Genomic DNA, 11,491 nt, shown 5'->3' on the forward strand with positions numbered 1-11,491 from the left:
AAGGATCGGACGCACCCGACATCAACCACACCAACCGGCACAGCATCACATCGAGGCAACTTCTCAAACCTAGACCCAAGTTTTGTTTCTGTCAAATCGTGTTTTCGCGGTGATCCGGATGATTCCGGGCGCTCAACACGACTTCCAACAGAACGTTCCTGGGAAGAGGCGTTATACATCCTAAAGCAGTCCTACAGAACACTTCTAGAGCGAATCTGATTCAGCTTTGGATTTGGTCCCGCTTGAGGCCGGAAGCTCTTCGGCTTTCCGCACCTGTGGGGTGACAAGAGAAGACATTACGGGCAGATTCTGCGACGGTCAAAACCGGTGTGCAGCCCGGGCGTGTCGCCCCGGAATCCCGCGGTTCTTCACTCGACGAAGACTCCCGCGAGCGTCTTCTTGCCTCGCCGGAGCACAGCCACTCCCCCGCTCAGCACGGAACCGCTGATCGTGGCCGACTCGTCGGCGACCACGGTGTTGTTCACATACACACCGCCCTGGGCGATGGCGCGCCGCGCCTCACTCACGCTTTTGGTCAGTCCGGTATCGACGAGCAGCTGAACTATCGGGGCATCCGGCATGCAGGTGGTGTTGGGGAGCTCGCGCAGCGCGGCGACCAGAGTCTCCGTCTCGAGATCGGAGAGGTCTCCTTGCCCGAAGAGGGCCTGGGCCGCGGCGATCGCCGATTCGGTGGCGGCCACGCCATGCACGAGCGCGGTCACCTCGTAGGCCAGCGTCTTCTGAGCCTCACGACGGAACGGCTCCTCGTCGACCAGCACCGCGATGCGCTCGATCTCGGCGCGAGAGAGGAAAGTGAAGATCTTGAGTCGGGCGACCACGTCGGCATCGAGCGTGTTGAGCCAGAACTGGTAGAACGCGTACGGGCTCGTGAGTGCGGGATCGAGCCAGACGGCGTTGCCCTCGCTCTTGCCGAACTTCGTTCCGTCGGAATTCGTGATCAGGGGCGTGCCGATCGCGTGGGCACTGCCGTGCTCGGCCCGGTGGATGAGGTCCGTTCCACTCGTCAGATTGCCCCACTGGTCGCTGCCTCCGGTCTGGAGCACGCAGTCGAAGGTGCGGTACAGCTCGAGGAAGTCCATCCCCTGCAGGATCTGGTAGCTGAACTCCGTGTAGCTGATGCCGGCGTCAGAGTTGAGCCGTGCACTGACGGCATCCTTCTTCAGCATCGTTCCGACGCGGTAGTGCTTGCCGATGTCACGGAGGAAGTCGATCGCCGAGAGCGGCTGCGTCCAGTCGAGGTTGTTGACCATTCGAGCAGGGTTGTCGCCGTCGAAGCTCAGGAACCTCTCGATCTGGCCCCGGAGGTACTCGACCCATTCGGCGACCGTGTCCTTGGTGTTGAGCGTGCGCTCGGCAGTGGGGCGCGGATCTCCGATGAGACCGGTCGACCCTCCCACGAGACCGAGGGGCCTGTGGCCCGCGAGCTGCAGTCGGCGCAGTAGAAGGATCTGCACGAGGTTGCCGAGGTGGAGACTCGGGGCGGTCGGGTCGAATCCGCAGTAGTACGTGATCGGCGGGCCGGCGAGCAGCTTCTTCAGCGAGTCCCGGTCTGTGGAGACATGGACGAGGCCGCGCCACTCGATCTCGTCCCAGACATCGTCGAACGAGGAATCGTTGTGCTGGCGGGTCAGGAGTTCGCTCTGGATCATCGACACCTGATCACAGTATCAGCGGCGGTCGCGATACTTCGGGCGGACGGAACAGGCCTCTGGCCTTGATGTACCACCAATCAGGCCTATAGACTTGATTACCTAGACATCAAGGCTGCAGCCTTGATGAGAGGGGTCCCTATGTTCGTCATCACCGCAGACCAGGTCGACAGCCGCCATTCCGCCGACCTCGTGTCGCCGGCCGTCGCCCACCTCGACGATGTCTTCGGAGCGGGACTCGCCCTGCCGGTCGACCGGAACGCCGGTGACGAACTGCAGGCTCTCGTCGTCGACTCGACCACCGCCGTCGCCATGGTCCTCGAGCTCACCCGCTCGGGCGACTGGAGCGTCGGGCTCGGAGCCGGGGATGTCGAGCAGCCCCTGGCCTCCTCGACACGCGAGACTCGAGGCCCCGCCTTCATCGCGGCCAGGGCGGCCGTCGACTCGGCCAAGAAGTCCCCCCTGCGCTTCGCCTTCCGAGACGGAACACCCCCGAAGCAGACCGACGCAAGCGACTTCGAAGCCCTCATGCTCCTGCTCCTGTCGGTGCGAGACCGCCGCACCGAACAGGGATGGCAGGTCTACGACCTGCTCGCCCAGGGACGAACGCAGAGGGAGGCCGCCGACACACTGGGCATCACACCCCAGGCCGTGAGCGACCGGATGTCGGCGGCCCAGGTCAGAATCGACCTCGAAGCCCACGCACCGCTCAGCCGGCTGCTCTCCAGGCTCACCGAATCATCCGAATACTCGAAAGACGAGGTCTGACGTGAACACCGTGATCGTTGCGCTCCTCGCCGCGGGTCTCCTCGCGAGCGCGATCGCCCTCGCCCTCGATTTGCGTACGAGCGGCGCACGGCCGCGACGACCACGTGGAGCACGATCCGCCGATGTCGTCCTCACGGCGACGACCATCCTGGCGACCGGCAGTCTCGTCGCAGCACTCGCCTGCGCGGCGCTCGCCCCGCACGACGAGTCCGCGCAGCCCCTCGACCGAGTCATCACGACAGCCCTGGCCCTCGCCCTGGCGACCATCGGTGGAGGCCCGTTCGCCGTACTCGCTCTGCGCCTCGCAACCCGAGGGGCGAGCCGCGCCGGAGTGCACGGCGGTATCCTCATCGGCGAGAACGAACCGCAGGCGGTTCCGCCCCTCGCACCCGTGACACCCTCTCCACTCGGAATCTTCCGCCGCCGCAAAGACGTTCCCCGCGCCTCCCCCGCGTCGCCGGCGCAGGCGATGGGAACCCCGGCGGTCGAGGTACTGCGGGGAGGAACGACCATCGGAGTCCTCGAACGGATCGCGATCGCCGGCTCGATCGTGGCCGGATTCCCCGAGGCCGTCGCCGTGATCATCGCGATCAAGGGCGTCGGCCGTTTCAGCGAACTGGCGGCGCCGGAGGCCAAGGAGCGATTCATCATCGGAACCCTCGCGAGCTTCGTCTGGGCCGGCGCCTGCGCACTCGTCCTGCGGTGACCGGCGGTCGACCGGTCAGTCGCGTCACCTCGGCACGCTCGCCCGGTAGGGCGAGACGGTCGGATCGTTCGGGATGAAGAACCGCCACGGGTACTCGGCGAGGCCACCCGGCCCGCTGACCCCGGTGCGCACGCTCGTGCCGACATCCGGCACCTGATCGTCGAGCTCGAGCGAATAGACCTCACCCGTCAGGTCGGCCCCGTCGTCCGAGAGGGGAATCCCCAGTGCCTTGGTGAGCCGGGCGGGTCCACGGGCGAGATCGCGATACGCGACCTGCTCCCCACGGTTCGATCGTGCATGCTCGACACCGGCGACGATCTCGCCCGCCCTCAGCAGCACAGCCGATGCCTGGCCTTCCGGGGAGCAGACGATGTTCGCGCAGACATGCATGCCGTAGGTGAAATACGCGTACAGATGCAGAGGCGGGCCGAACATCACCGCGTTACGGGCCGTCCGTCCGCGAAAGCTGTGCGAACCCGGATCCTCGCCGACACCCAGGTAGGCCTCGACTTCCGTGATGCGCAGAGAGACGTCGCCCAGCGGCGAGTGCCGCGTGAACCGCGCACCGAGCAACGCGGGGGCGACCTCGACGCTTGTCCTGTCGAAGAATCCCGACTTGTTCGACGCCGGACTGAACACCGTCTAGAACATGCCCTTGCCCGAGACCACCGACACGATCACCACGAACACGAGGACCGCGACGGCGACGGTTACGACGATCCAGGTCGCGCGCCGAGACATCGGCGGCCTGGCGCGCTTCTTCTTGTTGTTCTCGTTGCGCAGGGTCATGAGGCTCCGATCTCGGGTGCGGCGGCGGCCTGAAGAGCACGAACGCTCTGCGTGAGCGCCGCGAGCTGCTCCCTGACGCGATCGGGCGCGGTTCCGCCGCGGCCGTCACGACTCGAGACCGACCCCTCGATCGTGAGCACCGATCGCACCGCCGGCACCAGATGCGGCGACAGCGAGGCGTACTGCTCGTCGCTCAACTCGTCGAGCTCGAGGTCGTTCTCTTCTGCGAAACGCACGAGGGCGCCGGTGATCTCGTGGGCGTCTCTGAAGGACACGTGCTGCTTCACCAGCCACTCGGCCACGTCGGTGGCCAGGGAGAATCCCTGCGGGGCGAGCTCCGCCATGCGGTCAGTGTGGAACGTCATCGTTGCGACCATCCCCGTGAACGCCGGCAGAAGCACCTCGAGCGTGGTGATGGAGTCGAAGACCGGCTCCTTGTCCTCCTGCAGGTCGCGGTTGTACGCGAGCGGGAGTCCCTTGAGCGTGGTCAGCAGGCCCGTGAGGTTGCCGATGAGTCGACCCGACTTGCCCCGAGCCAGCTCCGCGATATCGGGGTTCTTCTTCTGCGGCATGATCGACGAGCCCGTGGAGTAGGAGTCGGACAGCGTGACGAAGCCGAACTCCTTCGTGTTCCACAGGATGATCTCCTCGGCGAAGCGGGAGAGGTCGATGCCTATCTGGGCGGTGATGAAGGCGAACTCCGCCACGACGTCGCGGCTCGCCGTCCCGTCGATCGAGTTCCAGGAACTCTGGTCGAAGCCGAGCTCGACCGCGACCGCCTGGGCATCGAGGCCCAGGGTGTTTCCCGCCAGGGCGCCCGACCCGTAGGGCGACCAGTTCGCCCGACGATCCCAGTCGACGAAGCGCTCGAGGTCGCGGACAAGGGGCCAGCAGTGCGCGAGCAGGTGGTGCGACAGGAGTACAGGCTGTGCGTGCTGCAGATGGGTGCGCCCGGGCAGGATCGCCCCGAAATGCCTGTCGGCCTGGGCCGCGATCGCGTCAACGAGATCGGTCACCAGGTGACGGATGCGCGCGGCATGGTCGCGCAGCAGCATGCGCACGAGCGTGGCGATCTGGTCGTTGCGGCTCCGCCCCGCACGGAGCTTGCCGCCGAGCTCGACACCGGCACGGTCGATGAGCCCGCGCTCCAGCGCGGAATGCACGTCTTCGTCGGATGCCAGCGGTCTGAAGGTTCCATCGGCGACGTCGGAGTCGAGGGCGTCGAGGGCCACCAGCATGCCGGTCAGCTCGTCGGAGGTGAGATACCCGGCCTGCGCCAGAGCCCGCGCGTGGGCACGCGACCCGGCGATGTCGTAGGCGGCGAGCTGCCAGTCGAAGTGGGTCGACCGGCTGAGGTCGACGAGTTCGGGGGCAGGGCCGCCCGCGAAGCGTCCGCCCCACAGGGCTCCCGCTTCGCCGGCGCGGTTGGAGACGTCGTGTTCACTCATCGCTCTCAGTCTCCCACGGTGACCGGCGCCTGCTGGCGGAGGAGCCAGACCAGAAGCGCCTTCTGGGCATGAAGCCGGTTCTCCGCCTCGTCCCAGATGACGCTCTGCGGTCCGTCGATGACATCGGCGCTGACCTCGTAGCCGCGATCTGCGGGAAGGCAGTGCAGGAACAGGGCATTCGGCTTCGCCTTGTCGAGGAGGTCCTGGTCGACCTGGTAGCCGCCGAAGATCGCCACGCGCTCGGCCTTCTCGTCCTCTTTGCCCATCGACACCCAGGTGTCGGTGACCACGATGTCGGCATCGCGGACCGCGTCGGCGGGGTCGACATGCACTGCGACGGATCCCCCGGTATCGGCCGCACGAGCCTCGGCGTCGGAGAACACAGCCGCATCCGGTGCGAATTCGGCGGGCGCACCGATGCGCACGTGCATGCCCGCTGTCGCGCAGGCGAGCAGGTACGACTGCGCCATATTGCTGGCCCCGTCTCCGAGGAAGGCGACGGTCTGTCCGGCGAGCGACCCGCGATGCTCACGGATGGTGAGCAGATCGGCGAGCAGCTGACAGGGGTGGAACTCGTCGGAGAGGGCGTTCACGACGGGAACAGTCGTTCCCTTGGCCATCTCCTCCAGACCGGTCTGCGCATAGGTGCGCCAGACGATCGCCGCGACCTGCCGCTCGAGCACTCGCGCGGTGTCGGACGCGGTCTCCTTGCCGCCGAGCTGGCTCGACGCCATGCTGATGATCAACGGACTGCCGCCCAGATCGGCGATGCCGACCGCGAACGAGACGCGGGTGCGCGTGGACGACTTGTCGAAGATCACGGCGACGGTCTGCGGCCCGGCCAGGGGCTGCGTCTGGAATCGGTCTCGCTTGAGCTCCAATGCCAGGTCGAGGATCTCAGCCTGCTCGGCAGGTGAGAGGTCGTCGTCGCGCAGGAAATGTCTGGTCACGGGAGAACTTTCGATAAATGGCGGAAAGGGAAAGACTAGCGCGGGCCGCGAAGGCTCAGGAGGCGGGCACCGCGTCGAGGGCGGAGCGGAACCGCTCGGCGAAGAGGGCGAGTTCGGCGTCGCCCACGATGAGCGGCGGGGCGATGCGGATGCTCGAGTCGTTCGCCGCGTTGACGATGAGTCCCGCGGCAAGGGCGGCCGCAGCCACCGCGCCGGCGACCGGTGTCGTCAATCCGACGCCGACGAGAAGTCCGCGACCGCGGACCTCCGCGACGTGGGGAGACGCGATGTCTCGAATGATCTGCCGCAGCTGCTCGCCGCGCAGGGCGGCGTTCTGCAGAAGCCCGGCCGTCTCGATCTCGTCGAGAACCGCGTCGGCCGTCGCCGTGGCGAGCGGATTGCCGCCGAAGGTGGAACCGTGCATGCCGCGTTGGAAGAGCTCCGACGCCCATCCGAACGTGACCAGTGCACCGATGGGGAATCCGCCGCCCATGCCCTTGGCCATCGTCACCGCGTCGGGAAGGATGCCGAACTGCTCGTAGGCGAACCAGGTGCCCGTGCGGCCGGCGCCGGTCTGGATCTCATCGAGGATCAGCAGCACACCGTGCTCGGCCGTCAGCTCACGGGCACGCACCAGGAATCCGTCGGGCAGGTCGACGACGCCGGCCTCCCCCTTGATCGGTTCGACGATGAGTGCGGAGACGGAGGCGTCGATCGACCGCTCGAGCGCCTCGATCGTCGAGTCGATGTGCTCGACACCGGAGGGCATGGGCTCGAATGCGTCGCGCAGGCTCGGCTTGCCGGTCAGTGCCAGGGCACCCATCGTGCGACCGTGGAAGGAATCGTGCAGGGCCAGCACCCGGTGGCGATTGCCGCCCGCACGATTGAGCCGCGCGAGCTTGAACGCGGCCTCGTTGGCCTCGGCGCCGGAGTTGCCGAAGTACACGCGGCCCTCGGCTCCCGCCCCGGTGATGCGCTTGAGTCGTTCGGCGAGGGCGAGCTGCGGGGCCGTCGTGAAGTAGTTCGAGACATGCGCCAGGGTCGCGGCCTGACGAGACACGGCATCGACGAAGGCCGGATGCGCGTGGCCGAGCGAGTTGACGGCGATGCCGGCGAGAAAGTCGAGATACTGCTTACCGGACTCGTCCCAGACGTAGCATCCCTCGCCGCGGGCGAGCAGGCCGAGCGGCGCCCCCATCGACTTCATCAGGGAATCGCCGAACCTGTCCGGCCATGGTGTTTCGGTGCTCACGATGCCTCCCGGCTGACTTCGGTGCCGACGCCGCTGCGGGTGAAGACCTCGAGCAGAATCGAATGCGGTGTGCGACCGTCGATGATCGCGGCCTTGGCCACGCCGCCGTCGACGGCCTCGAGGCACGCGGCCATCTTCGGGATCATGCCCGATTCGAGACCGGGCAGCAGCGCGCGCAGCGCCTCGGAATCGATGCTGCTCACGAGCGAGTCCCTGTTGGGCCAGTCGCTGTACAGACCCGCCACGTCGGTCAGGATGACCAGCTTCACCGCTCCCAGCGCGACGGCGAGTGCGGCGGCGGCGGCATCGGCGTTGACATTGAGGGACTGGCCGGGGTTGTCCGCGTCGGGCGCGATCGACGACACGACGGGAATGTACCCCGCGTCGAGTCGCTGCCGGATGGCATCCGGATTCACGCTGACGATGTCGCCCACCTGGCCGATGTCGACCTGCTCACCGTCGATCTCGATGGTGCGCTTGCGGCCGGCGAACAGCCCCGCGTCGTCTCCGGAGAAGGCGACGGCCAGCGGACCGTGCTCGTTGATGTGGCCTACGATCTCACGGCTGATCTGTCCGGCGAGCACCATGCGCACGACATCCATCGCTTCGGGACTGGTGACCCGGTATCCGCCGCGGAATTCGCTCTGGATGCCGAGGCGATCGAGCATGGCGGAGATCTGCGGCCCGCCGCCGTGCACGACGACCGGGCGGATGCCCGCATAGCGGAGGAAGACCATGTCTTCGGCGAACGACTTCTGGAGCGCCTCGTCGACCATGGCGTTGCCGCCGAACTTGATGACCATGATCTGGTTGTGGAATCTCTTGAGCCAGGGAAGCGACTCGATCAGGGTCGCGACCTTGTCGCCTGCGGTGGGCGAGAAAGGAATGTCTGTCATCAGGTGGCGTATGCGCTGTTCTCGTGGACGTAGTCGTGGGTGAGGTCGTTCGTGAGGATGGTCGCCGTCGCTGCGCCGACCTTGAGGTCGATGAGCACGTGCACGGCGCGCGGGGAGAGGTCGACTGCGTCGCTCGGCTGATCGGGCTGACCCGCCGAACAGACACGCACGCCGTTGATCGTGACGTCGATGTCGAAGGGATCGAATTCGGCCTGGGTGGTTCCCACGGCGGCGAGCACGCGCCCCCAGTTGGGATCGTTGCCGAAGACGGCCGCCTTGAACAGATTGCTGCGCGACACGGCACGTCCGACATCGACGGCGTCGTCTTCGGATGCCGCCCTGATCGTCTCGATCGTGATGTCATGGCTCGCACCCTCCGCATCGCCCTGAAGCTGCTCGGCGAGATCGGCGCAGATCGATTCGACGGCGGCCGCGAACTCGGCGGGGTCGGGCACGATTCCGGATGCGCCGGACGCCATGAGCGTGACCTGGTCGTTGGTCGACATGCAGCCGTCGGAGTCGAGGCGATCGAACGTCACGCGGGTCGCCGCGCGAAGCGCCGAGTCGAGTTCGGGACTCGAGACGTCGGCGTCGGTCGTGATGACCACCAGCATGGTCGCGAGTCCCGGGGCGAGCATGCCGGCGCCCTTGGCCATGCCGCCGATCACCCATCCCGACGGCGATGTCACTGAAGCCTGCTTGGGATGCGAGTCCGTCGTCATGATGGCGCGCGCGGCGTCCGGGCCGCCATCCGAGGTGAGGGCCGGGGCCGCGACGTCGACTCCCGCCAGCAGGCGGTCGCGGAAGCTCTGGTCGCCCGTGCCGATGAGCCCCGTGGAGCAGACGAGAACGTCGCCAGACGATATGCCGAGGCGGGCCGCGACCTGCTCCGCCGTCTGGTGGGTGGTCTGGAACCCGAAGGCGCCGGTGTAGCAGTTGGCGCCGCCCGAGTTGAGCACGATGGCCTCGATCGATCCGTCGAGGATCGCCTGGCGCGACCAGATAATCGGGTTCGCCGTGCAGCGGTTGCTGGTGAAGACCGCCGCAGCCGAGCGTCGGGGGCCGAGATTCTGCACGAGGGCGAGGTCGAGCGCACCCGACGCCTTGAGCCCTGAGGCGACGCCCGCCGCGACGAATCCCTGCGCTGCTGTGACACTCACGGTGCGACTCCATTCACCGGCAGGCCGGTCGTTTCGCCCAGTCCGAGCGCGATATTGGCCGATTGGATGGCCGCACCGGCCGTGCCCTTGACGAGATTGTCGAGAGCGGTGACGGTGACGACGCGGCCGGCCGCCTCGTCGACCGCCAGCCCGACCAGGGCGACGTTGGCGCCCAGAACGTCGGCCGTGCGCGGAAAGCGGCCTTCGGGAAGAAGGTGCACGAACGGCTCGTCGGAATACGCGAGCTCCCAGGCGCTCCGAACATCGCTCGCGGTCGCGCCGGGAGCCAGTCGAGCGGTCGAGGTGGCCAGGATGCCCCTGGCCATCGGCACGAGCATCGGAGTGAACGACACAGAGGTGCGCTCGCCCGACGCGCCGCTGAGGTTCTGGATGATCTCCGGCACGTGACGGTGGCGCCCGCCGACACCGTAGGCGCTGGCCGAGCCGAGGATCTCGGAGGCGAGAAGGTCGGTGCGCAGCGCCTTGCCCGCTCCCGATGGGCCGACGGCGAGAACCGCCACGATGTCTTCGCCCTCGATGACGTGGGCGGCCAGACCGGGCGCGAGGCCCAGTGAGATTGCGGTGACGTTGCAGCCGGGAACGGCGATGCGCTTGACTCCCTCGAGCGCGCTGCGCTGCCTCGAGCCGTCGTGCCGAAGGAGTTCGGGAAGCCCGTAGGGCCAGGAGCCGTAGAACTCGCCGCCGTAGAACTCGGCCCAGTCCTTCTCATCGACGAGGCGGTGATCTGCTCCGCAGTCGACGACGAGCGTCGACGCGTCGAGCTGCTCGGTCAGCTCGCCGGACTTGCCGTGCGGCAGCCCGAGGAAGACGACGTCGTGCCCGGCCAGGTTCTCGGCCGTCGTGTCGACCAGTTCGAGATGGGCGAGGGATCGCAGGTGCGGGTGGACGTCGATCAAGCGTTGTCCCGCGTTGGCGTGCGCCGTGACGGTCGCCACCTCGAATTCGGGATGGTCGGCGAGCAGTCGGAGCACCTCGCCACCCGCGTATCCGCTCGCACCGGCAACAGCCACCGAAAAAGTCATGCCTTAAATCTAGTCGCTCTCACGGAGGCGACCGGATTCACCGACGGCGCGCGCCCCTGCGTCGCTGCGTCGTCACTACTGTGGAGGCATGATCCGGGCGCGACGGCGCGCCCGCCAGAGGGAAAGAAGGCTCACCATGGATGGACTCGACGAACTGGCCAGGCAGCTTCCCATCGGCGCCATCGCCCAGAGACTCGGCGTCAGCGAGGCCGAGGCGAGGGATGCCGTGAACGAGGCACTGCCCGCGCTGGTCTCCGGCCTGGCGGCCAACAGCGCGACGCCGCAGGGCGAGAAGTCTCTCGAGAAGGCACTGCAGAAGCACTCCGCCAGCTCGCTGCTCGACGGCGGTGTCGACGTCGACGCCGTCGATACGCACGACGGCGAGAAGATCGTGTCGAACATCTTCGGCGGCAACAAGGACCAGGTCGTGTCGGCCCTGGCCTCTACGAAGACGTCGACGACGCAGTCCGTCATCCAGAAGACCCTGCCGATCGTCGCCCCGATCGTTCTCGCGTGGCTCGCACAGAAGTTCTTCGGCAAGACAGGCGGCAATGCCACTGGGTCCGCCGGCACGTCCGGCGGCGGAATCGGCGATGTGCTGGGCGGACTCCTCGGCGGTGGGTCCGGCGGCACGGCCTCCGGGTCGTCGGGAGGCCTCGGCGACCTGCTGGGCGGACTCCTCGGCGGCGGAGAAGGCGGCTCGAGCAGAACGAGCGGCTCGAGCGGCGGCATCGGCGACCTGCTCGGCGGGCTGCTGGGCGGCGGCAAGAAGTAACCCTCGGCCCGCAGAGCCGCGAGCCGCAAGCCGC

The 11,491-nt window shown here is 67.3% G+C and carries 12 protein-coding genes; 3 read left to right on the forward strand and 9 right to left on the reverse strand.

Annotated elements, in window-relative coordinates:
* Positions 1-368: 368 nt before the first annotated feature.
* Positions 369-1,670 (reverse strand): tyrosine--tRNA ligase, encoded by a 1,302-nt coding sequence (gene tyrS, locus QCD70_RS18535; protein WP_301219066.1) that lies wholly within the window; start codon positions 1,668-1,670, stop codon positions 369-371.
* A gap of 141 nt (positions 1,671-1,811) precedes the next feature.
* Between tyrS and QCD70_RS18540 the strand changes: the two genes are divergently transcribed.
* Both QCD70_RS18540 and QCD70_RS18545 read left to right on the forward strand, forming a co-directional pair.
* Complete coding sequence (locus QCD70_RS18540) at positions 1,812-2,438, forward strand: DNA-binding protein (protein WP_301219019.1); 627 nt, start codon at positions 1,812-1,814, stop codon at positions 2,436-2,438.
* Between the two features lies 1 nt (position 2,439).
* A complete protein-coding gene (locus QCD70_RS18545; protein ID WP_367316751.1) occupies positions 2,440-3,144 on the forward strand; it encodes a hypothetical protein in 705 nt (234 codons plus the stop codon).
* A gap of 24 nt (positions 3,145-3,168) precedes the next feature.
* Here QCD70_RS18545 and QCD70_RS18550 read toward each other — a convergent pair whose 3' ends face one another.
* Genes QCD70_RS18550 through argC form a run of 8 tightly spaced genes read right to left on the reverse strand, consistent with a single transcriptional unit; the run spans position 3,169 to position 10,682 of the window.
* Positions 3,169-3,783, reverse strand: a complete 615-nt coding sequence (locus QCD70_RS18550; protein ID WP_301219021.1) for a DNA-3-methyladenine glycosylase — start codon at positions 3,781-3,783, stop codon at positions 3,169-3,171.
* Between the two features lie 3 nt (positions 3,784-3,786).
* Positions 3,787-3,933 (reverse strand): hypothetical protein, encoded by a 147-nt coding sequence (locus QCD70_RS18555; RefSeq protein ID WP_301219023.1) that lies wholly within the window; start codon positions 3,931-3,933, stop codon positions 3,787-3,789.
* Complete coding sequence (argH, locus tag QCD70_RS18560; protein WP_301219025.1) at positions 3,930-5,381, reverse strand: argininosuccinate lyase; 1,452 nt, start codon at positions 5,379-5,381, stop codon at positions 3,930-3,932. Before argH ends, QCD70_RS18555 begins: the two co-directional genes overlap by 4 nt.
* Positions 5,382-5,386: 5 nt before the next feature.
* Positions 5,387-6,331, reverse strand: a complete 945-nt coding sequence (gene argF, locus QCD70_RS18565) for an ornithine carbamoyltransferase (protein ID WP_301219027.1) — start codon at positions 6,329-6,331, stop codon at positions 5,387-5,389.
* Positions 6,332-6,386: 55 nt separating this feature from the next.
* Complete coding sequence (locus QCD70_RS18570) at positions 6,387-7,583, reverse strand: acetylornithine transaminase (protein ID WP_301219029.1); 1,197 nt, start codon at positions 7,581-7,583, stop codon at positions 6,387-6,389.
* A complete protein-coding gene (argB, locus tag QCD70_RS18575) occupies positions 7,580-8,479 on the reverse strand; it encodes an acetylglutamate kinase (RefSeq protein WP_301219031.1) in 900 nt (299 codons plus the stop codon). The genes QCD70_RS18570 and argB overlap by 4 nt, the downstream gene beginning before the upstream one ends.
* Entirely contained in the window at positions 8,479-9,639 is a 1,161-nt protein-coding gene (gene argJ, locus QCD70_RS18580) for a bifunctional glutamate N-acetyltransferase/amino-acid acetyltransferase ArgJ (protein WP_301219033.1), read from the reverse strand. The genes argB and argJ overlap by 1 nt, the downstream gene beginning before the upstream one ends.
* On the reverse strand, positions 9,636-10,682 hold the full coding sequence (argC, locus tag QCD70_RS18585; RefSeq protein WP_301219035.1) for an N-acetyl-gamma-glutamyl-phosphate reductase: 1,047 nt from the start codon (positions 10,680-10,682) through the stop codon (positions 9,636-9,638). Before argC ends, argJ begins: the two co-directional genes overlap by 4 nt.
* A gap of 136 nt (positions 10,683-10,818) precedes the next feature.
* Here argC and QCD70_RS18590 point away from each other — a divergent pair, with 136 nt between their 5' ends.
* Complete coding sequence (locus tag QCD70_RS18590; RefSeq protein WP_301219037.1) at positions 10,819-11,457, forward strand: DUF937 domain-containing protein; 639 nt, start codon at positions 10,819-10,821, stop codon at positions 11,455-11,457.
* The last annotated feature ends 34 nt before the right edge of the window (positions 11,458-11,491 follow it).

It is taken from the genome of Agreia sp. PsM10, assembly GCF_030433855.1.
Lineage (GTDB): Bacteria > Actinomycetota > Actinomycetes > Actinomycetales > Microbacteriaceae > Agreia.

Excerpts from the sequence above, each read along its gene's own strand:
- QCD70_RS18540 (WP_301219019.1), top strand. The coding sequence starts at position 1,812 with ATGTTCGTCATCACCGCAGACCAGGTCGACAGCCGCCATTCCGCCGAC.
- tyrS (WP_301219066.1), bottom strand. The coding sequence starts at position 1,670 with ATGATCCAGAGCGAACTCCTGACCCGCCAGCACAACGATTCCTCGTTC.
- argH (WP_301219025.1), bottom strand. The coding sequence starts at position 5,381 with ATGAGTGAACACGACGTCTCCAACCGCGCCGGCGAAGCGGGAGCCCTG.
- argC (WP_301219035.1), bottom strand. The coding sequence starts at position 10,682 with ATGACTTTTTCGGTGGCTGTTGCCGGTGCGAGCGGATACGCGGGTGGC.
- QCD70_RS18590 (WP_301219037.1), top strand. The coding sequence starts at position 10,819 with ATGGATGGACTCGACGAACTGGCCAGGCAGCTTCCCATCGGCGCCATC.
- QCD70_RS18555 (WP_301219023.1), bottom strand. The coding sequence starts at position 3,933 with ATGACCCTGCGCAACGAGAACAACAAGAAGAAGCGCGCCAGGCCGCCG.
- argB (WP_301219031.1), bottom strand. The coding sequence starts at position 8,479 with ATGACAGACATTCCTTTCTCGCCCACCGCAGGCGACAAGGTCGCGACC.